The organism is Bradyrhizobium sp. USDA3010 (genome assembly GCF_056429065.1).
Window position 1 is genome coordinate 50,192 of the sequence record NZ_JBWJZD010000006.1, and the last position, 24,550, is coordinate 74,741.

Here is a 24,550-nt window from a genome sequence, read left to right on the forward strand (position 1 = left end):
AAGTTGGCATAGGAGGCCACTCACATGCAGACCCTAGCACTTCAATTGACCACCACCTTTGTCGATGACGCGATCGGGCTCGTGAAGGGCTTTGGCCACGCCATCTTCGCCCTGGCGACCGCGCCGGTCGAGCGGATCGCCCGCGCCTGCGACGTCGCGGGTGTCCTGGAGCAGCGGCGCGCCGATCGGCGCGCGCCGCGCCCAGCGGCCCAGCGGGGTAGCCGCCGCAAGTCACGCCACTGCCGATGGTCGCCGTTCGGCGGCCTGAATGAACTGACCTGACGCGCCCACTCCGCAATTGTCGCCGAAACCTCAACAAAGCGCTCACCATGTCCCTCGCGAGCCCGTTTCGATGTCGATCGACCACAACTCTGGATAAGGTCTCGTACATTTCTGCCGGGCATTGTCGCGGCGCCCGGCGCGGCCGATCCGCGCCGGTTCGAACCGATACGTTGCGGAAAAGACTAAAGGCTGCGGCATCTCCGTCATTTTCACCACGCCCACCATTCTCAGCCACGCGAATTCGCAGACCTGCCAGCGCCGTGCGCGCTAACCCAAGGAACCGGTCATGATCAAGGAATTGATGACGTCCCGCCGCTTCGCGCCGCTGTTCTGGTCGCAGTTCTGCTCGGCGCTGAACGACAACGTGCTGAAGAACGCGCTGGTCATCATGCTGCTGTATGGCATCGCCAACGAGCAGGGGCCGGCGCTGGTCCAGCTCGCGGGTGCGGTCTTCATCGCGCCGTTCTTCGTGCTGTCGGCGCTCGGCGGCGAGCTCGCCGACCGCTACATCAAGTCCGTCGTGGCCCGCCGGCTGAAATTCTTCGAGATATTCGCCGCGGCCTTTGCGGCGGCCGGCTTCTTCACCCATTCGATCCCGCTGCTGTTCATCGCGCTGGCGCTGTTCGGCATCGTCGCCGCGCTGTTCGGCCCGGTGAAATATGCTGTGCTGCCCGACCAGCTGTCGGTTTCGGAGCTCGCGACCGGCAACGCGCTGGTCGAGGGCGCGACCTTCATGGCGATCCTGATCGGCACCATCGCGGGCGGCATGTTCGTCGCCGGCGCCAGCCACATGGGCTGGATCTGTGCCGCCGTCGTTGGTCTGTCGGTGCTGTCCTGGGGCTTTGCGTCGCGCATTCCGGTGACGCAGCCCTCCGCGCCGGATCTGCCGATCACCAAGAATCCCTGGACCTCGACGGTGCGTCTGTTGAAGTCGCTCTATGCCGAACAGCGGCTGTGGGACGGCATGGTGATCGTGTCCTGGTTCTGGATGGTCGGCGCGATCGTGCTGTCGCTGCTGCCCGCGCTGATCAAGGAAGGCGTCGGCGGCACCGAGGGCGTGGTCACGCTATGCCTCGCGGTGTTCGCGATCGGCATTGCCGCCGGCTCGCTGTTCGCCGCGCAGCTCAGCCATGTTCGTCCGAATCTCGCGCTGGTGCCGATCGGCGCCATCGTGATGGGCGTGATCGGCCTCGACCTCGCTTGGGCGATCGCCACCACCTCGCTCGGCAACGAGGTTACGGCGGCGGCGTTCGCGGCCTCGTTCGGTGGCTTCCGCATGCTGGCTGATTTCTTCCTGTTCGCGTTCGGCGGCGGCCTGTTCGTGGTACCGTCGTTTGCGGCCGTGCAGGCCTGGACCGCGCCGTCCGAGCGCGCCCGCATCATCGCCGCCGGCAATATCCTGCAGGCAGGCTTCATGGTTGCCGGCGCGGTGTTCGTCGGCGCGCTGCAAGCTGCCGGCCTGCCGATCGCCTGGATCTTCTTCGGCCTTGCGATTGCGAGCTTCGGCACCGTCTGGTTCGTGCTGAACAAGTGGGGCAAGGAAGGCGTGCGCGATTTCGGCGCGCTGCTGTTCCGGGCGCTGTTCCGGCTCGAGGTGCGCGGCATGGAGAATCTGCCGCCCGCCGGCACCCGGATGCTGATCGCGCCCAACCACGTCAGCCTGGTCGACGGTCCGCTGCTGCACGCCATGCTGCCGATCGATGCGAGCTTCGCGGTCGACACCGGCATCGCCAAGGCGTGGTGGGCCAAGCCGTTCCTGAAGATGATCAAGCACTACACGATGGATCCGTCCAAGCCGCTGGCCGCGCGCGACCTGATCAAGCTGGTCGCCGCCGGCGAGCCGGTCGTGATCTTCCCGGAAGGGCGCATCACGGTCTCCGGTTCGCTGATGAAGGTCTATGACGGCACCGCGATGATCGCCGACAAGGCCGACGCGGTCGTCGTTCCGGTCCGCATCGAGGGCGCGCAGCGTTCGCATCTCAGCTATCTCAAGAATGGCGAGATCAAGCGCTCCTGGTTCCCCAAGGTGACGATCTCGATCCTGCCGCCGGTGAAGCTGCCGATCGACCAGTCGCTGAAGGGCAAGGCGCGCCGCAATGCCGCCGGCGCCGCGCTGCAGGACGTCATGATCAACGCCATGGTCCAGAACGCGATGCTCGACCAGACGCTGTTCGAGAGCCTCGGCCATGCCTATCGCGACCGCGATACCGGCAAGCCGATCATTGAGGACGCGCTCGGCACCAAGCTGACCTATCGCAAGCTGATCCTCGGCGCGCAGGTGTTGAGCCGCAAGCTCGAGCAGGGCACCGCCGTCGGCGAAAATGTCGGCGTGCTGTTGCCGAATTCGGCCGGCGTCGCCGTCGTCTTCATGGCGCTGCAGACCGTCGGCCGCGTGCCGGCGATGCTCAACTTCTCGGCAGGTCCAGTCAACGTGCTGGCCGCGATGAAGGCGGCGCAGGTGAAGACCGTGCTGACCTCGCAGGCCTTCATCGAGAAGGGCAAGCTCGACAAGCTGATCACGGCGATGGCGGGCCAGGCGCGCGTCGTCTATCTCGAGGACGTCAGGGCCGACATCGGCCTCGCCGACAAGATCGCAGGCTTCCGCGCCGGCATCGCGCCGCGCGTCGCCCGCGAGGCCAACGATCCAGCGGTCATCCTGTTCACCTCGGGTTCGGAAGGCACGCCGAAGGGCGTCGTGCTGTCTCACCGCAACATTCTCGCCAATGCGGCGCAGGCGCTGGCGCGGGTCGATGCCAACGCCAACGACAAGGTGTTCAACGTCCTGCCGGTGTTCCATTCGTTCGGCTTGACCGGCGGCATGATGATGCCGCTCCTCGGCGGCATTCCGATCTTCATGTATCCGTCGCCGCTGCACTACCGGATCGTGCCGGAGCTGATCTACCAGACCGGCGCCACCATCCTGTTCGGCACCGACACCTTCCTCACCGGCTACGCCCGCTCGGCGCATACCTATGATTTCCGCACGCTGCGGCTCGTGATCGCCGGTGCGGAAGCGGTGAAGGAGCGCACGCGGCAGATCTACATGGAACGCTACGGCATCCGCATCCTCGAGGGCTATGGCGTCACCGAGACCGCGCCGGTGCTGGCAATGAACACGCCGATGGCGAACCGCCAGGGCACCGTCGGCCGCATTTCGCCGCTGATGCAATACCGCCTCGATCCGGTCCCCGGCATCGAGGAAGGCGGACGTCTGTCGGTGAAGGGGCCGAACGTGATGCTCGGCTACCTCCGCGCCGAAAATCCCGGCGTGCTCGAGCCGCTGCCTGAAGGCTGGCACGACACCGGCGACATCGTCACGGTCGACGCGCAGGGCTTCATCGCGATCAAGGGCCGCGCCAAGCGCTTCGCGAAGATCGCCGGTGAAATGGTCTCGCTGTCGGCGGTCGAGACGATGGCATCCGCGCTGTGGCCGCAGGCGATGTCGGTCGCGGTCTCGATCCCCGACGCGCGCAAGGGCGAACGCATCGTGCTGCTCACCACCGAGAGGAATGCCGACCGCGCCGCGATGCAGCGCCAGGCCAAGAGCGTCGGCGCCTCCGAGCTCGCGGTGCCTGCCGACATCCGCGTGGTCGACAAGGTGCCGCTGCTCGGCACCGGCAAGACCGACTATGTCGGCGCTACTGCGCTGGCCAAAGAAATAGCAGCGGAACTCGCCGCCGCGCCCGCAGCGCAGGCCGAGCCAGCCGGCGAGGAGGGCGAGGCCGAGCCGGCGTCGCTGCAGCAACACGTTGCCTGAGTCTTGGCATGATGGTTGTGCTTTTCGGGAGCATGTTGTCAGATAGACGGCAACTGCTCCCGAGAAAGCACGATCATGCTGGACAAACTGAACCCGGCTACAGAGGACGCGCCTGAACTGTTAGCCGAGCGCTGGATCGGCGCGCTGGATGCGGCGCTCGCGAGCCGCTCCCTTGATGCTCTTTCCGCGCTGTTCGCGCCCGACAGCCACTGGCGCAACATCTTCGGTATCTCCTGGCATTTTGCGACATTCAGCGGGCGGCAGCGCGTCGTTGCCGAGCTGCTGGCGCGTGCGATCGCCGTTGGCGCCAGCGGCTTTCGTCTCGATGACCGTGCCTTGATACCGCGGCGCGCCGTGATGGCCGGACGCGAGGTGATCGAGGCTGTCTTCACCTTCAATACGTCGAATGGCGCAGGCACCGGCGCGGTCCGCCTGTTGCATGAGAGGGGCGGAAATTCCGCGGCGTGGACGTTCTCCACGATGCCTGACTTCGACCGCATCTGCGATGCGCGCGCCAAACACGCCACTGAGGAATCCCACGCGCGCGATTTCGCCGCACCCGACTGGCTGGAGCAGCGGCAGGCCTCGCGCGCCTATGCCGACCGCGAGCCCGATGTCCTGATCGTCGGTGGCGGCCATGCCGGCATCGCGGCCGCCGTCGAGTGCAAGCGGATCGGGCTCGATGCCCTGATCGTCGATCGCCAGCGGCGCATCGGAGACAATTGGCGGCTGCGCTATCGCGGCCTCAAGCTGCACAACAAGACGCCGGTCAACCTGTTTCGCTATCTGCCGTTCCCGCCGACCTTTCCGGACTACATCCCGAAGGACAAGATCGCGAACTGGCTGGAGAGCTATGTCGACGTCATGGAGCTCGACTTTTGGACCGAAACCTCGTTCGAAGGCGCGCGCTATGACGAGATCGCGCAGCGCTGGACGGCGACGCTGCAACGGCCTGATGGTCCGCGTACGCTGCATCCGAAGCACGTCGTGCTCGCGACCAGCGTCAGCGGCACGCCGAATATCCCCACGATCCCGGGCATCGAGCGCTTCGAGGGCCGGGTGCTGCACTCCAGCGCGTTCGCCGCGGGACGCGAATGGGCAGCGCGCTCGGTGGTCGTGTTCGGTACCGGCACCAGCGCGCATGACATCTGCCAGGAACTGCATGCCGCCGGCGCCGATGTCACGATGATTCAGCGCAGCCCGACCATGGTGGTCAATGTCGAGCCCGCGCAGCTCTACGACAGGACCTATCTCGGCGACGGTCCGCCGATCGCGGTGCGCGACATCCTCAATTCCGGCGTGCCGCTGCCGGTGATGAAGATCGCGCACCGGATCATCACCGACGAGGTCAAGCGGCTCGATGCGCCCTTGCTGTCGCGGCTGGAGCGCGCCGGTTTCCGGCTCGAATTCGGCGAGGACGGCACCGGCTGGCCGCTGAAATTCCGCTCCCGCGGCGGCGGCTATTACTTCAATGTCGGCTGCTCCGAATTGATCGCCGACGGCAAGATCCGCCTGATCCAGGCCGCCGACATCACCGGCTTCACCGCCACCGGCCTCGCGCTGACGGACGGCACATCGCTCGCCGCCGAGCTGTTCGTGCTCGCGACCGGCTACAAGGGCCCCGATCACCTGCTCGCCAAGCTGTTCGGCGACGACGTCGCAGCGCGCGTCGGCCGCGTCTGGGGCTTCGACGAGGCGACGCAGGAACTGCGCAACATGTGGACGCGCACGGGCCAGCCCGGCCTCTGGTTCACCGGCGGTGCGTTCTCGCAGGCCCGCATCTACAGCCGCTTCATCGCGCTGCAGATCGCAGCGATCGAGGCCGGCAGCCTTTCCAAGCATCTAACCTGAACTGCAAGCACCTGACCTGCAAGCACCGACTTAGAAGGACTCCCATGCCGCTTCCGCTCGATCCCGTCGTTGAGAAGATCATCCCGCTGCTGCCGCTGCGCGATCCCGCAACCATGACGCCGCAGAGCTGCCGCGATTCACTCCGGGCGCTGGCCGATGCGCGCAAGGCGGTGCCGCCGCCGCCGGTCGATGTGGCGCGCGATATCGAAGTGCAGGGCGCTGCCGGCAAGCTGGCGGCGCGGCTCTATCGCAACGGCCGTGGCACAGCGCCGACCGTGATCTTTTTCCACGGCGGCGGCTGGGTCGCCGGCGATCTCGAGACCCATGACCGCCAGGCGCGCAACCTCGTGATCGAGACCGGTGCCGTGGTGATCTCGGTCGATTACCGCCGCCCGCCGGAGACGCGCTTTCCCGGCGCCTTCGAGGATGCGTTCACTGCTGTCCGCGACGTCGTCGCGCGCATCGCCGAATTCGGCGGCGATCTCTCCCGCGTCGGGGTCGCCGGCGATTCCGCGGGCGGCAATCTCGCCGCCGCCACGGCGCTGGCCTGCCGCGATGCCGGCATCAGGCTCGCCGGGCAATTGCTGGTCTATCCCGTCACCGACGTAGCAGGCAATTTTGCCGATGCGGGCGAGAACGCGAAATTTCCGTCGCGCGATGAGAATGCCGAGGGCTACTTCCTGACCCGTGCGACGATGCAGTGGTTCGCGGGGCATTACCTCGCAGATCCCGCGCAGGGTGCCGACTGGCGCGTCTCGCCGCTGCGCGCGAAGTCTCTCGCCGGTGTGGCGCCGGCGGTCGTCACCACGGCCTGGTTCGACCCGCTGCGCGACGAGGGCCATGCTTACGCCAAGGCGTTGCAGGCGGCCGGCGTGCAGGTCGCGTATCATTCCGGCGAAGGCCTGATTCACGGCTACTTTGGCCTCGGCGATGCGTCGGAGGCGGCGCGTGCCGAGGCGCAGCGGGCGCGGGCGGATTTTCGGGTGCTGCTGGAGCGGGGAGTCTAACCTCCCGTCGTCCCGTCCTTGTTGGCAAAGGGAGTCTAACCTCCTCGTCGTCCCGGCCAAGCGAAGCGCGAGCCGGGACCCATAACCACCGCAGCCCGTTGTTGCAGAAGGCTGTGGCCCCAGCGTCGTACCACACCGACATTCGTGGTTATGGGTCCCTGCTTTCGCAGGGACGACAATCTTGGTGTGGATAGTTCAGCCTTCAATCACGTGCCTCAATCATTCCCGATCGTATCGCCGAACAGCTGCCAGGTCTCGCCGTTGAATTTCTGCAGCCGCATCGCTTCGACCGGGAAGTAGTCGGTCGGCGAGGTCTTCACCTTGATGCCGGGCAGGAACATCGGCAGCGCGATGTCGAGGTTGGCGGCCTGCTTCATGATGTTCTCATGGGTGAGGTCGTCGCCGCATTGCTTCAACACCTGCACCGTCGCCTCCGCCACCACATAGCCGTAGACGATCAGCTGGTCCTGCAGATTGCCGTCCGGGAAATACGTCTTCATGAAGTCCTGCCAGGCGATCACGTCAGGATCCGTCTTCCATTGCGGATCGTTCGGATCCTTGAGCGAGTAGGACGAGATGATGTCCTTGGCGTAGTCGAAGCCGGCGGGCTTCAGCACCGAGGACACCGAGGTCGAGGTCGCCGCGAGGAAGAACAGGTCCGGCTTCCAGCCGATCTCGCCGATCTTCTTGATCGCCTGCGCCGCCTGCTTGGGGATCGCGTGCATGAACAGCACGTTGGCGCCGGAAGATTTCAGCTTCACGATCTGGCTGTCGACGGTCGGGTCAGTCGATTCATAGGTCGTTTCCGCCACCACCATCTTGGCAGTGTTCTCCGCGCCCAATCCCTTCTTGAAGCCGTTGCCGTAATCCTTGCCGGCGTCGTCGTTCTGGTAGAACAGCGCGATCTTCGCGTCCGGCTTGTTGGTCAGCACATATTTGGCGTAGACCGCGGTCTCGGCCTGGTACGACGGCTGGAAGCCGATCGACCATGGATAATGCTGATAGTCGCCCCACAGCGTGGCGCCGGCGCCGACGAACAGCTGCGGCACTTTTTTGTCGTTGAGATATTTGCGCACCGCAAGGCCGGTCGGCGTGCCCAGCGGATTGAGGATCGCGGCGACCTCCTCCTGCTCGACCAGCTTGCGGGTCTGCTCCACGGTCTTCGGCGGCGAGTAGCCGTCGTCGAGCGTGATCAGATTGATCTTGCGCCCGTTCACGCCGCCCTGGTCGTTGATCATTTTGAAATAGGCCGCCTGCACCTTCGCGATCACGCTGTAGGCCGACGCCGCGCCGGAGAATGGCGAGGTCTGTCCGAGCTTGATCTCGGTATCGCTGGTACCAGCGCCATATTTCTTTTCGGCGGCGTGCGCCTGTGATGCGAGCGCAAGCGCGAGTGCTGCCGTGATGGCCTTGCAGATCATCGTGAGCCTCCCTGTGGCGTTCTTATTGTTCGCGAGGGAGAGCTTACGTGAGGTCGAGGGAGGCAGGCTTGCGACGAGACGCCGGGGCAGGGATGCGAAAATGCGGCGGGGTCTAACGTTTACCGTCGTCCCGGCCTAGTGCGCAGTTGCGCACGGGAGCCGGGACCCATTACCCCAACTGCTTATGTGGTGCGACGCTGCGGCAACATTCCGCGTACCGGCAAACATTAGTGGTTATGGGTCCCGGCCTTCGCCGGGACGACGGTGATGAGCCCTCAGCGATACCGCACGCTGCCGGTCGTGACCGGATCGGTCGGCAGCACCGTGGCGCCGGCTCTACTGGCAGCGGCGGAGGTGATCATGCCGGGCTCGGCCGCGGCCTGCACATTGCGGGGCGGGTTGAATTCGAGGATGACGAGGACTGCCGTGGCCAGCACCGCCACGGCGGCGGTTGCAAGCGCAGGCACCAGTCTTCCGCGCGTATCGGCTGCGCGAACTTGCATTGACCAATTCCTTTATTGGGGTCGTTCTTTGGACGTGATGTAGGAACGGCCAGGCTTCTTCCCAAGAGTGCGGCGCACATGCCTCACAATCAGTTGTGCCGGCCGTGATGTCCTTCACGGTGTTCGAGCCGCGCAGCGGTCGCCGCGTCGAATCGCAATCGTGTCGGACGGCTTGTTTGCACACCATGAGTTGGAAGAGATCGTGGCGTTTTGCATGCGCCTCATGCGCTCGTGATTGATCGCGTGAGGTTGTGATTAATGGCCACGCGACAGGCCATTTTTGCCGTGATTTAGAGGCTTTCTTCGTTGTGCGCGGCGTGTGCGTTAAGGCTTTCTTCACGCGCTCTCGAAGCATCGGCACGGATTCGCGTGACGTGCGAGCTGCGGAAGCAATGACACCGCTGTCATTGGCAGCAGCTGTCAGCGGACTTGTCGCAACCGTCGCGACGCCGTTCGTCATTGCGAGAAGCGAAGCGACGAAGCAATCCATCTCTCTTCACGTTGTGCGATGGATTGTTTTACTTCACGCGTCATTGCGCAAAGAAGAATTCACTTCGCCATCGCGCCGCGCGCGTGGTGGTCGGATCGATTCACCTGTCAGACAGCGGGAGAGGGTGTGCGGGCGCATTCTCGCGGCCGGATCGGCCCGAGCTTTGCGGCAGCTTGACCCTCTTTCTTGAGCAGAGGGCGCGGGGAACGCCGGGTGCCAGCACGCACCCATGGGTCCCGAGCAACAAAAAGCTCGGGAGGTAGGACCACAGGTACGGCCGGGCGATCCCGGCGTTCCCCGCGCGGTTGGTTTACGGCTTATACGTGCTCTCCCCGGCGAGACTGGGCTTGTTTGTCACCGTCTTCACTGGACGCGTTTGCGTCTTGTGAAGAGACACCTGCCGCTAGGGCGTCAGGCCTGCACGATTTCGCCGTCCACGATGAGGCGCGCTCGTCTCGCGCGCTTCTCGCGTCCACCGCATCCCGCACCCAACGTCCGTGACGATCGCGATACGCCCCTCTCAGAGGAGGCGGGACGCGGTCTTGTAATGCTGAGTTGGGGTCTCGGGAAAGAGGAATATTTTCTTCGCGCGGACTGGACAGGGTGTGTCGCCTTGAACTTGCTGGCGAAATTCGTTTTTTGGCGCACGGCTGCCGCGGCGGTGGAACTTGCGCTGCGGTTCCGACTTGATGCTGCGGGCTGGTTACCGGCCTGCACGGCCTTGCAATTTCCTGCCCCCAAAGCCAGGGCCGTGCACTCCCCCCGGGGGCGCCAGCTCCCGGGGCCCCCGTGGCGCCGACTCCCTTCAAATCCTCGCAGTCGATTTCCTTCGCTGTGTTCACTACTGCACCGTCAAGCCACGCCGCGCGGGCGTAGTCTCGGTCCATCACCGCGCGAATGTCCGGCACTGCCGGTGACCGAGAACGCCAGTTGCGCTCCCGCCTTCGGATGCAATGGAGCAGCGTGATGCAGAACAGCCTTCCCAACCCGCGCAGGTCCCCGGAGCAGCACCTCGCGGATGAATCGATCCGCCTCCGCGACCAGGCCCGCGTCATGCCGCCCGGCGTCGCACGCGACCGCCTGATCCGCATGGCCCGCCAGGCCGAAACCGCCTCGCGCATCAACGCGTGGGTGATGTCGCCGGGGCTGCGGTCGCCGGAGTGAGACGGGTGGCGGCGCGATCCGTGCTGTGCTTGCAACGCGTCACGATTGGGAGCGTGTGATCCGGCAGCGGCCGCGACATCGGTGAATTTGGCAGCGCTGGTTGTGACGGCGCAATCGATCCGTCCCTCGATGCAGATTTAGGACATTGCGAGGTGACCGCGTGCATTTGCTCGGCGCGATCGGCCCAGGTCGTGCGGCAGCTTGACCCTCGCTCGTGATACAGAGCGCGCTGGCGGGAGCTTGCTTGTAACCGTCCTCGCAACAACGCTTTCGCGTTTTGCAGAGGACGCACCAGCCGCGAGGGCGTCAGGTCCACAGGCTTTCACTGTCCGCGATCAGGTACGCTCGTCCTGCGGGCTCCTCCTGTCCACCGCATCCCGCACCCAACGTCCGTGACGATCGCGATACGTCTCTCTCAGAAGAGACGGGACGCGGTCGTTGCAATGCTGAGTGGGGTATCGGAGAAGAGGAATATCTTCTTTGCGGGAGTTGTGCAAGGTGTATTGCATTGAAAACGCTAGGGAAATTAGAATTTGTCGAAGGGTAAGACGATGCGAGGCGTCGGCGCCGCAGATCCAGCTAGAATCATCTTGAGTCGGCTCACGCGATGACAGCTGCATAGCCAGGCATGCAAAGCTAGCTCGTCCAAATGCACGACATAAAGCGTCGCTCACGAATGGGCCTAACCCGGCGCACCGCGTTTTGCTTGGCCCACTCGCGCTGACTTATCGGATCGGTCGGATTGATTATCCTAAATAGGACTGACGGCGTCCGATCCCGTCGCATATGCAGGAGATCGGCTGCTCGAAGTATTATTGCGCAGTACTGGATATTGGCCGTCTCGGAATCCGTTGGCCCGTAGGGCTGCACAATCTTGTACTTCGCAAGATTATCAAGGTCATCGAGATGATGGCTCTCGGCGATAAGGCCCAAGTCCCTTCGAAGGGTGGGATCCAAATTCGACAATACGCGTTGCACCTCAGCGATCGCCTTTTCTGAGACACCTAGAGTTGGATTTAGATCACCCTCTATCCATTGGCGAATGCGCTTAGCGTGATTATATCGTACAAACTCCTGATAGAGAAAAACATCACGCTCTTCTCCAGCTAGCTCGTCAAGGAGAAAACCTTCTGGACCGTCGATTGCCAGTTGATCCAATCAGCGGAAGGGCTTGTTAAGGAGTCGAAAGCTAATTCAACTGTAGCGAGCATTGTAACTGCGCTAGGCGATGCGGCTCAGCAACTGCCTTCTGGTACAATTCTGTACAACTTGGATGTCAGTGCGATGCTGCGCAACTCAGTGGAGCTCGAATTTGAGCCCGTCCAAGTAAACGCAAGTGAGAGCCTGCGCCGAGCTGATATTCAATGGGGGCCAGGAGCAGCGAACAAATGGACGCGCGTGCAGGAGAAAATAGCTCGAAGAAATAGCCGGCCTAGAACGCAAGTTGATGAGCGAGTGAGCCAATACCTCGAAGAGTTGTTAATGCGCGATGGTCGCGCGAGACGATCCACTCTACGAGGACTTCCGCTGTGGCTCGCCGCACCTGACGTCCCATTCCATGGCATTGATGGGTATTGCGGCATAAGTTCCTACTACAGAACGTTTCTCCGAGGAGACCTCGCGATTACAAAGTTATTGCGTGACCTCTCCCTCAAAGCGGATGACGATGATATTTGGAGGCGATTGTACGTCTTCGCTTCAGTCTTCATGGCGGTAGTGGACATTGGATCGGACCGCGTGAATTCGGCCGCCGCTAAGCTTCGTCGTATTACTGCTGACTTGGGGGAAGAAGTATCTCAGGGAGGCGATCAATTCCTTGAGGCATTGAACGAAAGTCCGTTCGGCTTGTTTGACACGTCTGTTTGGTCGAATCGGGACAACAAGGCGGTCCAAAACAATCTATACTTCTAGAGAGCACTCTAACATTTTGGGGTGCTAATAAAAAAACGGCCGGGTCATCCGACCCGGCCGTTCAAATCTCTTTCCGCGAATTCCGCTCTTGCGTCGCGCTTAGCTCGCCTTCTTCACGAACGCCGGCTTGCCGACCTTCTTCTCGATCGCGCGCTTGAGATCGAGCGCGCGGGGCGACAGCACGTCGGCCTTGGCCTTGAGCAGGTAGGCGTCGAGGCCGCCATTGTGGTCGACGCTCTTCAGCGCGTTGGTCGAGACGCGCAGGCGCACGTTGCGGCCGAGCGCGTCCGAGATGAAGGTCACGTTGGCCAGGTTCGGCAGGAAGCGCCGCTTGGTCTTGATGTTGGAGTGGCTCACCTTGTGGCCCGTCTGGGGGCCCTTGGCCGTCAGTTCGCAGCGCCGGGACATCTTACAAAATCCTTATTGCATCCCCGCCTCTGGCGGCGCGTGCAATCACGCGGCCCGCGCGGGGGTTTTGAATTCGCGTCCATTTTCCAGGAACCGCGGGTGTATAGGGGGAGAATGCCCGAGCGTCAAGATTATATCGCCGCATGGACGCCCCGGGAAATGGCGGTTCATAAGCGCTACCAGCCACTTAACGGCGGATATGGCAACCATATAAAGGGCGTATTCGGCTGCAAGTCTTGGTTCCATAACAGATGCGCCCGTTGTCCGGCCGAATTGAATGCCAAATGGACAACGGATAGAGCGCCGATAGCAGGACCGTCAGGTAGGTTAAGTGACCACCGCCATTGCCCTTTTGCCCCCGCTCGGCCGGCTCGTCGGTCTGTGCGCCGGTGCCCTCTTGCTGTTTTGCGCCGAGCGCGCGAGCGCGCAAGGGCGGCTCGACGCCCAGTATGAGGCGACGCTCGCCGGTATCCCGGTCGGCAAGGGCAGCTGGACCATCGAAATCGGCGACGACAGCTTCTCGGCCTCGGCCCAGGGCGGCACCGCAGGCCTCCTGAAGGCGTTTTCCGGCGGCAGCGGCTCGGGCGCCTCGCAGGGCCGCGTCGTCAACGGCGCGCTGGCGGCCATCTCCTACACCGCCACCACCACCACCTCGAAGAAGTCGGAGACCATCCGGATGGTGCTGGCGGGTGGCGGCATCAAGGAATCCACGATCGAGCCGGAGCCGCCGGTCGATGCCGACCGGCTGCCGGTGACCGAGGCGCAGAAGAAGAACGTGTTCGATCCGATGACCGGCTCGTTCCTGCGCGCGCCCGGCAATGCCGAATTGATGAGCCCGGATGTCTGCCGCACCGGCGCCGGCGTGTTCGACGGCCGCATGCGCTACGACCTCAAGCTCGATTTCAAGCGCGTCGAGATCGTGAAAGCCGAGCGCGGCTATCACGGCCCGGCGCTGGTCTGCGCGCTCTATTTCGTGCCGATCTCGGGCTACATCCCGGATCGCCCTGTCATCAAATATCTCGCCGCCCAGCGCAACATCGAGGTCGCCTTCGTGCCGATCGCGGGCACCCGTCTTCTGGTGCCGTTCCGCATGACGATCCCGACCCCGCTCGGCCAGGCCATGCTGGAAGCCACCTCGTTCGTCACCACAGCCGCGCCGCCGCGCGTGGCAAAGACGCAGTAGCCTTCTCCCTCGCCCCGCTCTTGCGGGGGCGAGACGACGAAGCTCGCGCTTGGAGGGTTGGGGTGAGGGGCTTTCACCGCGAGCTGTGACAAGGGAGAGACCTGTACCCCCTCACCCGGATCGCAAGGGCGATCCGACCTCTCCCCGCAAGCGGGGCGAGGTGAACCGAATGCAACAAACGTCACCGGAATCCAGTTGACTCTTGCCCGCTTCTGATTCGACTCGGCCGCCTCTGGAACTTAAGGAATTCAGTCCGCATATCCCGTGCTTGTGGAGCCCTCTCAAACTTGATCTAGTGCCGCCGCCGTCAGCCTGCCCGAGATGTTGCGGTGAACGTTTCAGGCCTGGAATGGAGTCACCGATTCGGGCGCGATTCGTTCCGGACTCGTTCCGAAGCTTAAGGGCGGCGCAGAAAGCGTCGCATTGTGAGACAGATTCGCCTCAGATGGTGTCCATGATCGATCAGTTTCGGGATTTCCGCGTCATTGCGAGGAGCGCAGCGACGAAGCAATCCATATGTCGCGGCAAGCAATCCGAATGGATTGCTTCGCTTCGCTCGCAATGACGATTAACAGCCGCGCATCGATCAAAGAAACACCTGCAAAATATGGCTTTCTCAACTTCGTTCGGAAATGACCGCGTGCCCGGCGCAGGCGTCACTGCGGTGCTGGGGCCGACCAACACCGGCAAGACGCATCTGGCCATCGAGCGCATGCTGGCGCATTCGTCCGGCCTGATCGGGCTGCCGCTGCGGCTGCTCGCGCGCGAGGTCTACAACAAGGTCGCGGCCCGCGCCGGCGTCGACAATGTCGCGCTGATCACCGGCGAAGAGAAGATCAAGCCGAAGGCGCCGCGCTTCTGGGTCTCGACCGTGGAAGCGATGCCGCGCGATCTCGACGTGTCCTTTCTCGCGGTCGATGAAATCCAGATCGCGGCCGATCTCGAGCGTGGGCATGTGTTCACCGATCGCATGCTCAACCGCCGTGGCCGCGATGAGACGCTGCTGCTTGGCGCAGCCACGATGCGGCCGATCATCGAGCGGCTGTTGCCGGGCGCCTCGATCGTCACGCGGCCCAGGCTCTCGCAGCTCGAATTCGCCGGCGACCGCAAGATCACGCGGCAGCCGCGGCGCACCGCGATCGTCGCGTTCTCCGCCGACGAGGTCTACGCGATCGCCGAACTGATCCGACGCCAGCATGGCGGCGCGGCCGTGGTGCTGGGCTCGCTCTCGCCCCGCACACGCAATGCGCAGGTCGAGATGTTCCAGAACGGCGACGTCGATTATCTCGTCGCCACCGATGCGGTCGGCATGGGGCTCAATCTCGACGTCGACCACGTCGCCTTCGCCTCCGACCGCAAATATGACGGCTATCAGTTCCGCCGGCTGACGCCGGCCGAATTCGCGCAGATCGCCGGCCGTGCCGGGCGCGCCACGCGCAACGGCACCTTCGGCACCACCGGCCGCTGCGCGCCGTTCGAGCCGGAACTCGTCAATGCGCTGCAGAACCACACCTTCGACAGCGTCAAGATGCTGCAATGGCGCAACGCCAGGCTGGATTTCGCCTCGCTCGGCGCGTTGCAGGTATCGCTGGCGCTGACGCCCAATCATGAGGCACTGACGCGGGCCCCGGTGGCCGAGGACCTGCGGGTGCTCGAACATGTCGCACGCGACGCCGATGTGCGCGAATTCGCGCATGGGCCGGCCGCGGTGGAGCGGCTGTGGGAGGCCTGCCAGGTTCCGGACTACCGAAAGCTGTCGCCGGCCGCCCATGCCGAACTCGTGACCACGCTGTACGGCTTCCTGATGCAAAAGGGGCGTATCCCTGACGCATGGTTTGCCGCTCAGGTCGACCAGGCCAACCGGACCGACGGCGATATCGACACGCTATCGGGCCGGATCGCGCAGATCCGGACCTGGACCTTCGTTGCCAACCGGCCGGACTGGCTCTACGACCCGGACCATTGGCAGGGGATCACGCGCGAGCTCGAAAATAAATTGTCCGATGCGCTGCATGAACGGCTCACGGAGCGTTTCGTTGACAGGCGGACCAGTGTATTGATGCGCCGCCTGCGGGAGAACTCAGTTTTGAATACGGAAATTGGCAAGACCGGTGAAGTGATCGTGGAAGGCCACGTGATAGGCCGGCTCGATGGTTTCACCTTCGCACCTGATGCGGCCGAGGCCGGCAGCGACGCCAAGGCGCTACAGGCCGCCGCACAGCAGGTGCTGGCGCGCGAGATCGATACGCGTGCCGAGAAACTGGGCGCCGCCCCCGACGAGCAGTTCGTGCTGACCTCCGATGGCACCATCCGCTGGACCGGCGATGCGGTGGCCAAGCTGGTGGCCGCCGACGACGCGCTGCATCCGCGCCTGCGCATCATCTCCGACGAGCGGCTGACCGGCGCCTCGCGCGAAGCCGTGCAGACCAGGCTCGATCTCTGGCTCAAGACGCATATCGAGAAGCTGCTCGGGCCGCTGTTCGAACTGTCCAAGGCCGAGGATATCCAGGGCATCGCCCGCGGCATCGCCTTCCAGCTCGTCGAGGCGCTCGGCGTGCTCGAGCGCAGCAAGATCGCCGCCGAGATGAAGGATCTCGACCAGCCCTCGCGCGCCGCGCTGCGCAAATACGGCGTGCGCTTCGGTGCCTATCACATCTACTTCCCGCAGCTGCTCAAGCCCGCGGCGCGCTCGCTGGCGTCGCTGCTGTGGGCCGAGAAGCAGAGCAATGTCGACATGGGCGCGCTGTCGAATGTGCAGCATCTCGCCTCCAGCGGCCGCACCTCGTTCCCGGTCGACAAGGCCCTGCCGCGCGACGGCTATCGCGTGCTCGGCTATCGCCAGTGCGGCGAGCGCGCGGTGCGCGTCGACATTCTCGAGCGGCTCGCCGATCTGATCCGTCCGGCGCTGGCCTGGCGCGAGACCTCGCCGGGCGAGAAGCCCGCCGGTGCGTTCGATGGCCGCGGCTTTGTCGTCACGCAGGCGATGACGTCGCTGACCGGCTCCGCCGGTGAGGACTTTGCCTCGATCCTGCGCGCGCTCGGCTACCGCATGGACCGCCGTCCGCCGCTGCCGCCGAAGGCAGTCGAGGTTGCGCCTGCTGAGGCCACCGAGACCGTCGCCGCGGAGACGCCGCCGGCCGAGGCGACGTCCGACGTCGCCGCGGACGCGCCGGTCGATGCCGGCGCCGAGGTCACGGCCGATGCGCCGGAGGCTGCCGCTGCGCCGGAGGCCGAAACTGCCGCCGATCAGCCGGTGTCCGGCGATCCCGCGCCGTCGGCCGCGCTGCTGCCCGATGTCGGCTTTGCCGAGGTGGTCGCCAGCGAGGCGACGCCGGTGGTGCTCGAGACTCAGCAGGATGCTGTGGCCGAGCGCGCCGCGCCGGTCGATGAGCCCACTGTTGCCGAAGCGCCCGCTGCTGAAGTGCCGGCCGAGCCTGCGCCTGCGGTGGAAGCCGCTGCGGAGACGCCGACTGAAGCCGTTGCCGCAGAGGCTCCGTCAGAGCCCGCCGCCGAAGCGCCTGCGGAGACCGCGAACGCTGACGCAGCAACCGCCGAGGCCGCTCCCGCCGCCGCGGAAACGCCGGCTGAGCCGCAAATGGTCGAAGTCTGGCGGCCCGGCGGCCGCTCCGACGAGCGCCGTCCGCATCATCGCGGCCACGACCGCAACCGCGGCCGTCACCAGAACAAGCCCGCCGAGGGCGCGCAGGCTGCCGAAGGCGGTGGCGAGGGCGAGAAGCGCGAACATCATCGCCGGCCGCGCCGCCACCAGGATTTCCGCGTTCCGCGTCCTGGCGCGCCCGCTGACGGCTCTGCGCCGGCCGCTGCCGCGCCGGCCGATGGTGCGCCGCGCGAGGACAAGGGCCAGCGCCGCGAGCGCTTCGAGGGCAAGGGCTTCGAGGGCAAGGGCCGCGATCGCGACAATGAGCGTCGCCGCGACAACAAGTTCGGCGGCGGCGATCGTAAGGGCGGTGATCGTGACCGCGGCGGCCGCGATTTCGGCAAGGGCGGCCGCGACAAGCGCGAGGGCGGCCCGTCGCATCGGCCCTACGCCTCGAGCGCGCCGCGCGAGCGCGACCGTCCGATCGATCCGAACTCGCCATTCGCCAAGCTCGCTGCCCTGAAAGAGCAGCTCGCCGGCCGGAAGGAATAATCCAACCCTTGATGCTAGTTCTTGGTCTGACGCTTGGACAGACAGCGGCTCGACAAATGGCTGTGGCACGCGCGCCTGGTGAAGGCCCGCACCAGCGCGGCTGAACTCGTCGCATCAGGTCATGTCCGCATCAACGGCACGCGCGAGAAATCGCCGGGCCATGCGGTGAAGGCGGGTGACGTCATCACCGTTGCGCTCGACAACAGCGTCCGCGTGCTCAAGGTCACGGGCTTCGCCGAGCGGCGCGGCGATGCCAGTTCGGCGCGCGTGCTGTACGAAGATTTGCAGGCCGGCAATTTGCAAGCCGGCAAGGAGTAGTTATCTAGCGCTTGCTATCCCAATTTGGGGTGGCAGGGGCGTGAGAATACTGGCGTTTTTCGAGGCTGGCTTCCCTTGCGGCCCCGGTATTCCTGCGCTACGCAACCCCAGAAAAATCGATCGTTCCGGAGTTTTGGATGACCTACGTCGTCACTGAAGCCTGCATCAAGTGCAAATATACCGACTGCGTCGAGGTCTGCCCCGTCGATTGCTTCTACGAGGGCGAGAATATGCTGGTCATCCATCCTGACGAATGCATCGATTGCGGCGTGTGCGAGCCGGAATGCCCGGCTGACGCCATCAAGCCGGACACCGAGCCGGGGCTGGAGAAGTGGCTCGAGGTCAACACCCAGTATGCCAAGAGCTGGCCGAACATCACCCAGAAGAAGGACTCGCCCGAGGACGCCAAGGAGTGGGAAGGCAAGGAAGGCAAGTTCGAGAAATATTTTTCTCCGAATCCGGGCAGCGGCGACTGATTCGCTAACGTTCGCAAGCAGCCGTCGGGACTACCCCGATAAGGGCGGCCCGGACCCGCGGCGGCCCTCCGTGCGGCCGCCGATTTAACCCTAATGACGGACATATGACCTGAGGATGCCCTGTTATGCCCGGAATCGGGCGTAAACCATTGATTTTTGCGGAAAATGTGCTATATCTGCACCATTACAGGCCAAGAACCCCCTGCCATGCGTACCTTGTGGCGTCGAGGTTCCCGCAACATCGAACAGGGGCGTGGCAGTTTCCGCGCACAGGCTGTGTCACAGAAAACGCGTAAAAAGAGTGCTTCAAAGACGACAAAGAAAGCCGCTGTCGTTGCTCGCAGCGCAACCAAGGGCCGTGCCAAGGCGCCCGTGAAGGGGGCCAAGAAGGCGGCGGCTGCAAAGTCCTCAAAGAACAAAAGAAGCGTGATGCCAGAAAAGACTGCCAAGACTGCCGCGAAAGCGGCAGCTGCGAAGCCCGCTGCTGCGAAGGTCGCCCCCAAGACTGCTGCTGTTGCGCCGAAGCCGGCCGCCCCGAAGGCTGCCGTCCCCGCCGCTGCTCCGAAGGTTGCCGCCAAGCCGGCCGCTCCGTCCCGCCCGGAAGAGAAGAAGGTCGTGACCCAGCGCCAGGGCTTCAAGGCCAATGAATTCGTCGTCTATCCCGCTCACGGTGTCGGCCAGATCCTGGCGATCGAGGAGCAGGAGATCGCGGGTGCCAAACTCGAGCTGTTCGTGATCAATTTCATGAAGGACAAGATGACGCTGCGCGTCCCGACGGCGAAGGTCGCCAATGTCGGCATGCGCAAGCTGTCGGAGCCGGCGCTGGTCAAGAAGGCGCTGGAGACGCTGAAGGGCCGCGCCCGCGTCAAGCGCACCATGTGGTCGCGCCGCGCCCAGGAATACGAAGCGAAGATCAATTCGGGCGACATCGTCGCGATCGCCGAGGTGGTCCGCGACCTCTATCGTTCGGAATCGCAGCCCGAGCAGTCCTACAGCGAACGCCAGCTCTATGAAGCGGCGCTCGATCGTCTGTCGCGCGAGATCGCTGTCGTCCAGCACTCGACCGAGACCGAGGCGATCAAGGAGATCGAAGGCCAGCTCGCCAAGAGCCCGCGCCGCGGCGCCAAGGCGGAAGCCGAGGGTGAAGGCGAGGGCGATGCCGACGGTGAGGATGCCGATACCGATGGCGACGATACCGCCGTCGAAGACGAAGCCGCCTAAGCAGCGCGCTGCAAGATTTCGAAGAGCCCGGTCGCAAGACCGGGCTTTTTTGTTTTCGTGGACTCACCGGCGCTGCGGCAACGCGGTCTTGCATGCGGGCCTTGCCGCAATCGCCCCTTGGCTGATCGCCGCGACTCATGACCTGCTGCGCCGCGCTGGCGGCGAGATCGCGGAGCCGGCGAGGGGCGCGGCATGCTTGCAGGACGGTCGCTGGGGCGCGGTTACGACTGGCTGTGGACCGCATTCGCGGTCTCGACCTTCGGCACCTGGATCGCCTTTGACGCCTTCCCGCTGCTTGCGATCCTCGTGCTGCATGCAAGGCCGGAGGCGGTCTCGGCGCTTGCTGCCGTGGGGCTGCTGGCCGGGGCTGCGGTGGCGGTGCCGCTCGGGCCCTGGATCGAATTCCGCCGCAAGCGGCCGGTGATGATCGCGATGGACCTGATCCGCTTTGCCGCGACGATCAGCGTTCCCTTAGCGTTCGTGCTGGGACGGTTGACCTTCATCCAGCTCGTCGTCGTCGCCGTCATCATGGCCGCCGCGGACATCGCGTTCCGCGCCGCGAGCGGCGCCTGCCTGAAGGCGTTGGTCAAGCCGGGCGATCTCGTGATCGCGAACGGGCGGCTCGAAGCCACGTCCTGGACCGCGACCGCGATCGGGCCGCCGCTTGGCGGCGCGGCAATCGGAGTGTTCGGCCCGGTGGTGACCGTGATCGCCAACGCGCTCAGCTTTCTGCTCTCGGCGCTGGCGGTCCGGCGGATCGGCGGAAGCGAGCCTGCGCCCGCCCAGCGCCAGGCCCAGGGATTTCGCGCGGCCGAACTGATCGAGGGATGGCGGGCGATCCTCGCGCATCCCGTGCTCCGCCTGCTGTTCTTCAACACCGTGCTGGTCAACGGCCTGATCATGGCGACGGCGCCGCTGCTCGCGGTGCTGATGTTGCGCGATCTCGGCTTTGCGCCGTGGCAGTACGGGCTCGCATTCGGGGCGCCCTGTATCGGCGGGCTGATCGGCGCGCGGCTCGCGCCTTCGCTCGCCGCGCGCTTCGGGCAGCACAATGTGTTGCTCGCGGCCGGTACGCTGCGTGCCTGCTGGTCGCTCGGCCTCGCCTTCATGCCGAACGGTGCCGCGGGCATCGCCGTCGTCTTTGCGCTGCAGTTCGGTCTCGTCACCTGCGCCGGTATCTTCAATCCGGTGTTCGCGGCCTATCGTCTGGCCCAGATCGAGATGGGGCGGACCGCGCGGGTGCTCTCGGCCTGGACGATCACCAGCAGCGCAACCATCGCGGTGCTGACGGCGCTCTGGGGCCTGCTGGCGGGCTTCGCCGGTGTCCGGACGGCGATCGGTCTGAGCGGGCTGCTCTTGCTGGCGACGCCGCTGCTGCTGCCGCGCCGTGCGCTCAATACGAGCGCTGCTTTGATGCCCCAGCGGCCGTTCTCTGAGGTCACGATCCACAGATTGCGGTGACGGCTGGCAATCGATCCGTCGGCGCGGTCACGGCTGTATTCGACCAACAGGTGCACCTTGCGCGGACTGACCAGCACCGGCTCCTTGCGCTGATAGGTGCTCTTCGCCCATCCCGTGGTGCGCGCCAGATCGTCAAAGAACGACGCCGGCAGCCGGCCCGGCCGGTCCCAGATCACGAGCTGCTCGCCGGACAGGATGACATGCGGGAAGTGAAGCAGTGCGTCCATGCCGGCGAGATCGCGGGCATTGAAGCGGTCGGTGAAATCGTCGATGCAGCGGATCGCCGCCGCGATCATGGTGGCGTCGTCGAGGCCATCCGAATGCGGCTGGAACAGGTTGTCGGCATTGCCCATGCTGTCGCTATCCACCGGCACCGGAGTGAGCGGCAACGGCGTGCGCACGCGGCTCTCCAATCGTAGCCCGGATGAAGTGAAACCTTTTGATCGCGGTGAGGCGCGGACCGCCGGGTACCGAACGGCTTGAAAGCCACGTAAGCAATCCTGACCAGAATCGTCTTCACGGATGACGACGGCAATCGGAGCGCGCATGCTATGCTGGCCGCCCGGCGGCTATTTGATCGACATTAAAGTGACCCATCAATTTGCAGCGAGGAAAAATCCGATGACATCCAATGTTGAGGCGACCAGGAAGGGTTATGAGGCCTTTCAACGTGGTGACATTCCGGCGCTCATGAGAGATCTGATCGATGACGACTGCACGTGGATAACGCCAGGTCCCCAGGATAAATTGCCTTGGGCCGGGACCTTTAGGGGAAAGCAACAGATTGCAAACTTCTTCGTCCAGGTCGGCGAGAATCTGGAATTCAGCGAGTTTGCACCGCGCGAGATGATTGAGCAGGGCGACACTGTCGTGGTCTTGGGTACACTCACGGCGCGGGCAAAGAAAACAGGCAAGACCGTCAAGAACGAATGGGCCCATGTTTTCAAGTACCGCGAAGGAAAGGCGGTCCGCTTTCAGGAATACATTGACACTGCGGCGGATGTCGCGGCGATGACGTGACGGAGCAGGAGGCGGCCGGCTGAATCGGGCGCGCATTCGCGTGTCTTGCAGGCGTCATCCGCCTCTTCCTGCTACTTCACCCGTTGCTTCTCCAGCTTGCGCGCCAGCGTCCGGCGGTGCATGCCGAGGCGGCGGGCGGCCTCGGAGATGTTGAAATCGGTCTCCATCAGGGTCTGGTGGATGCGCTCCCATTCCAGCGTCTTGATCGAGGTCGGCCGCGCGCCGACCTCGATGGCGGCGTTGCCGGCGGCCTTTTGGAAGGCGGCCTCGATGTCGTCGGTGTTCGACGGCTTGGCCAGATAGTGGCAGGCGCCGAGCTTGATCGCCTCGACCGCGGTCGCGATGCTGGCAAATCCGGTCAGCACCACGATCAGCATATCCGGGTCATGCGCGTGCAGCGCTTCGACGCAGGCAAGGCCCGATGCGCCGCCGGCGAGCTTCAGGTCGACGACGGCATAGCCGGGCGATTGCTGCTCGAGCAGCTCGCGGACCTCGTCGAGCGAGGCCGACACCGCGACGCCGTAGCCGCGGCGCTCGAACGAGCGCTTCAGCGTGCGGGCAAAGCCCGCATCGTCCTCGACGATCAGGAGCTGGCGTTCATCCGTCAAGATGGTCTCCGATCGCAAGCGTCGAGAGCGGCAGCTCGAGTTTGACCGCGGCGCCGATGTCCGGCCGATTGCGCGCCGTGACCACGCCACCCAGCTTGCGCACGACATTGACGACCAGGAACAGGCCGAGGCCGCTGCCGGAGCTGCCCTTGGTCGACTGATACGGCTTTCCGACATGCGCCAGCATCTCGCGCGAGAAGCCCGGACCGCGATCGGTCACCGACAGCACAAGCTTGTCGGCATTGCGTTCGGCCATCAGCTCGATCCAGTCACGCGAGACCTCGGCGGCATTGTCGAGCACGTTGAAGATCGCCTGCTTGAGCGCGATGTCGGAGACGATCGCCAGATCGGCGCCGAAAGCGTTACGGAAATACAGCGTCGCCGACGGCCGTGTCGTCCGCCATTCCTCCACCAGCGCCGTCAGGAACGCCGCGACCGTGGTCGGCGAGGAGCCTTCGCCGCGGGCTTCGCCGGCCGACAGCAGGATGCCGGTCACGATCGACTTGCAGCGCTGCACCGAGATCTCCATCTCGCCGAGGTCCTGCGACAGCTCGGGATCGGAGGCGAGCGCCGGCATCCGGCGCCAGTCGCCCAGGATGACCGAGAGCGAGGCGAGCGGCGTGCCGAGCTCATGCGCGGCGCCTGAGGCCAGAAGGCCCATCTGCACGATGTGGTCCTGCTCGGCCGCGTGCTGGCGCAGCGCCGCAAGGCGGAGGTCGCGGTCGCGCAGGTTGCGGTTGATCCGGGTCATGAACACCACGAGCAGCACGGCGTCGAGCACGAGGCCGATGAACGTGCCGGCAATATAGAGATTGAAGGCTTCGGCAAAGCCCTGCGGCAGCTCCAGTGGCCGATAGTAACTCGTCAGCCAGGCGAAGTTCATGCAGACCAGCGCCACCAGCGACCAGGTCGAGGGCGCATCGAGCAGCACCGCGCCGAGCGTGACCTGCAGCAGATAGAGCGACGTGAAGGGATTGGTGGCGCCGCCGCTGAGATAGAGCAGGGCGGTCAGCGCCGCAACGTCGAGCGCCAGCGCAACCAGGAGCTCGCGGTTGTTGATGTCGGCGCGGTAGCGCAGCCACAGCAGGCTGACGAGGTTGAGCGCGACGAGCCCGAAGATCACGGCGGCCATCGGTAGCAGCGGCAGCGCCACGCCCATCCAGAACTGCACGAAGCCGATGGTGGCGATCTGCCCGATCACGGCGATCCAGCGCAGCTGGACCAGCAGGGCCATGTTCTTGCGATTGGTCGCGAGGTCGGCGGGCGCTGCGAGATCGAACGGCATGCCGGCAGCCGCGGGCACGGCGGACGGCATCACG

General features: G+C 64.7%; 20 protein-coding genes. 14 read left to right on the forward strand and 6 right to left on the reverse strand.

The annotated features are described in order from the left end of the window. The first annotated feature begins 24 nt into the window (after nucleotides 1–24). The 4 genes from AC066Y_RS11890 to AC066Y_RS11905 all read left to right on the forward strand — a co-directional run bounded on the left by AC066Y_RS11890 (nucleotide 25) and on the right by AC066Y_RS11905 (nucleotide 6,897). Nucleotides 25–282 (forward strand): hypothetical protein, encoded by a 258-nt coding sequence (locus AC066Y_RS11890; RefSeq protein WP_478274031.1) that lies wholly within the window; start codon nucleotides 25–27, stop codon nucleotides 280–282. Between the two features lie 286 nt (nucleotides 283–568). Beyond that, nucleotides 569–4,039, forward strand: coding sequence for an acyl-[ACP]--phospholipid O-acyltransferase (locus AC066Y_RS11895; RefSeq protein ID WP_478274032.1), 3,471 nt, complete (start codon nucleotides 569–571; stop codon nucleotides 4,037–4,039). A gap of 75 nt (nucleotides 4,040–4,114) precedes the next feature. Then, complete coding sequence (locus AC066Y_RS11900) at nucleotides 4,115–5,890, forward strand: NAD(P)-binding domain-containing protein (RefSeq protein ID WP_478274033.1); 1,776 nt, start codon at nucleotides 4,115–4,117, stop codon at nucleotides 5,888–5,890. A gap of 44 nt (nucleotides 5,891–5,934) precedes the next feature. Continuing rightward, on the forward strand, nucleotides 5,935–6,897 hold the full coding sequence (locus tag AC066Y_RS11905) for an alpha/beta hydrolase (RefSeq protein WP_478274034.1): 963 nt from the start codon (nucleotides 5,935–5,937) through the stop codon (nucleotides 6,895–6,897). A 215-nt stretch (nucleotides 6,898–7,112) separates the two neighbouring features. Here AC066Y_RS11905 and AC066Y_RS11910 read toward each other — a convergent pair whose 3' ends face one another. Next, nucleotides 7,113–8,318, reverse strand: coding sequence for an ABC transporter substrate-binding protein (locus AC066Y_RS11910; protein WP_478274035.1), 1,206 nt, complete (start codon nucleotides 8,316–8,318; stop codon nucleotides 7,113–7,115). Nucleotides 8,319–8,593: 275 nt separating this feature from the next. After that, a complete protein-coding gene (locus AC066Y_RS11915) occupies nucleotides 8,594–8,821 on the reverse strand; it encodes a hypothetical protein (protein WP_212311911.1) in 228 nt (75 codons plus the stop codon). A gap of 1,456 nt (nucleotides 8,822–10,277) precedes the next feature. On the opposite strand from AC066Y_RS11915, the gene AC066Y_RS11920 reads away from it, so the two are divergent. Continuing rightward, nucleotides 10,278–10,475: a hypothetical protein gene (locus tag AC066Y_RS11920; RefSeq protein ID WP_478274036.1), complete on the forward strand. Its 198-nt coding sequence runs from the start codon at nucleotides 10,278–10,280 to the stop codon at nucleotides 10,473–10,475. Nucleotides 10,476–11,111: 636 nt separating this feature from the next. On the opposite strand, the gene AC066Y_RS11925 is transcribed toward AC066Y_RS11920, so the two are convergent. Then, nucleotides 11,112–11,633 carry an HD domain-containing protein gene (locus AC066Y_RS11925; RefSeq protein ID WP_478274037.1) on the reverse strand — a complete coding sequence of 174 codons (522 nt, stop codon included), beginning with the start codon at nucleotides 11,631–11,633 and terminating at the stop codon, nucleotides 11,112–11,114. On the opposite strand from AC066Y_RS11925, the gene AC066Y_RS11930 reads away from it, so the two are divergent. After that, complete coding sequence (locus AC066Y_RS11930) at nucleotides 11,625–12,386, forward strand: hypothetical protein (RefSeq protein ID WP_478274038.1); 762 nt, start codon at nucleotides 11,625–11,627, stop codon at nucleotides 12,384–12,386. The two genes, AC066Y_RS11925 and AC066Y_RS11930, sit on opposite strands and share 9 nt — an antisense overlap. Before the next feature lie 99 nt (nucleotides 12,387–12,485). Here AC066Y_RS11930 and rpmB read toward each other — a convergent pair whose 3' ends face one another. Then, nucleotides 12,486–12,794, reverse strand: coding sequence for a 50S ribosomal protein L28 (gene rpmB / locus AC066Y_RS11935; protein WP_173640159.1), 309 nt, complete (start codon nucleotides 12,792–12,794; stop codon nucleotides 12,486–12,488). A 352-nt stretch (nucleotides 12,795–13,146) separates the two neighbouring features. On the opposite strand from rpmB, the gene AC066Y_RS11940 reads away from it, so the two are divergent. The 8 genes from AC066Y_RS11940 (at nucleotide 13,147) to AC066Y_RS11975 (ending at nucleotide 22,623) form a co-directional block, all read left to right on the forward strand. Continuing rightward, nucleotides 13,147–13,977, forward strand: coding sequence for a DUF3108 domain-containing protein (locus AC066Y_RS11940; RefSeq protein ID WP_478274230.1), 831 nt, complete (start codon nucleotides 13,147–13,149; stop codon nucleotides 13,975–13,977). Between the two features lie 607 nt (nucleotides 13,978–14,584). Next, nucleotides 14,585–18,127 carry a helicase-related protein gene (locus tag AC066Y_RS11945; protein WP_478274039.1) on the forward strand — a complete coding sequence of 1,181 codons (3,543 nt, stop codon included), beginning with the start codon at nucleotides 14,585–14,587 and terminating at the stop codon, nucleotides 18,125–18,127. Between the two features lie 33 nt (nucleotides 18,128–18,160). Next, complete coding sequence (locus AC066Y_RS11950; protein WP_092120020.1) at nucleotides 18,161–18,445, forward strand: RNA-binding S4 domain-containing protein; 285 nt, start codon at nucleotides 18,161–18,163, stop codon at nucleotides 18,443–18,445. A gap of 137 nt (nucleotides 18,446–18,582) precedes the next feature. After that, a complete protein-coding gene (gene fdxA / locus AC066Y_RS11955) occupies nucleotides 18,583–18,921 on the forward strand; it encodes a ferredoxin FdxA (RefSeq protein ID WP_212365339.1) in 339 nt (112 codons plus the stop codon). A gap of 429 nt (nucleotides 18,922–19,350) precedes the next feature. Continuing rightward, nucleotides 19,351–20,142: a CarD family transcriptional regulator gene (locus AC066Y_RS11960; RefSeq protein ID WP_207834574.1), complete on the forward strand. Its 792-nt coding sequence runs from the start codon at nucleotides 19,351–19,353 to the stop codon at nucleotides 20,140–20,142. A 192-nt stretch (nucleotides 20,143–20,334) separates the two neighbouring features. Further along, complete coding sequence (locus AC066Y_RS11965; protein ID WP_478274040.1) at nucleotides 20,335–21,603, forward strand: MFS transporter; 1,269 nt, start codon at nucleotides 20,335–20,337, stop codon at nucleotides 21,601–21,603. Nucleotides 21,604–21,803: 200 nt separating this feature from the next. Next, on the forward strand, nucleotides 21,804–22,022 hold the full coding sequence (locus AC066Y_RS11970; RefSeq protein ID WP_478274041.1) for a hypothetical protein: 219 nt from the start codon (nucleotides 21,804–21,806) through the stop codon (nucleotides 22,020–22,022). A 103-nt stretch (nucleotides 22,023–22,125) separates the two neighbouring features. After that, nucleotides 22,126–22,623 carry a nuclear transport factor 2 family protein gene (locus tag AC066Y_RS11975; RefSeq protein WP_092119999.1) on the forward strand — a complete coding sequence of 166 codons (498 nt, stop codon included), beginning with the start codon at nucleotides 22,126–22,128 and terminating at the stop codon, nucleotides 22,621–22,623. A 71-nt stretch (nucleotides 22,624–22,694) separates the two neighbouring features. On the opposite strand, the gene AC066Y_RS11980 is transcribed toward AC066Y_RS11975, so the two are convergent. Then, nucleotides 22,695–23,231: a response regulator transcription factor gene (locus AC066Y_RS11980; RefSeq protein ID WP_212311899.1), complete on the reverse strand. Its 537-nt coding sequence runs from the start codon at nucleotides 23,229–23,231 to the stop codon at nucleotides 22,695–22,697. Beyond that, nucleotides 23,221–24,546, reverse strand: a complete 1,326-nt coding sequence (locus AC066Y_RS11985) for an ATP-binding protein (protein WP_478274231.1) — start codon at nucleotides 24,544–24,546, stop codon at nucleotides 23,221–23,223. The genes AC066Y_RS11980 and AC066Y_RS11985 overlap by 11 nt, the downstream gene beginning before the upstream one ends. Nucleotides 24,547–24,550: the final 4 nt, after the last annotated feature.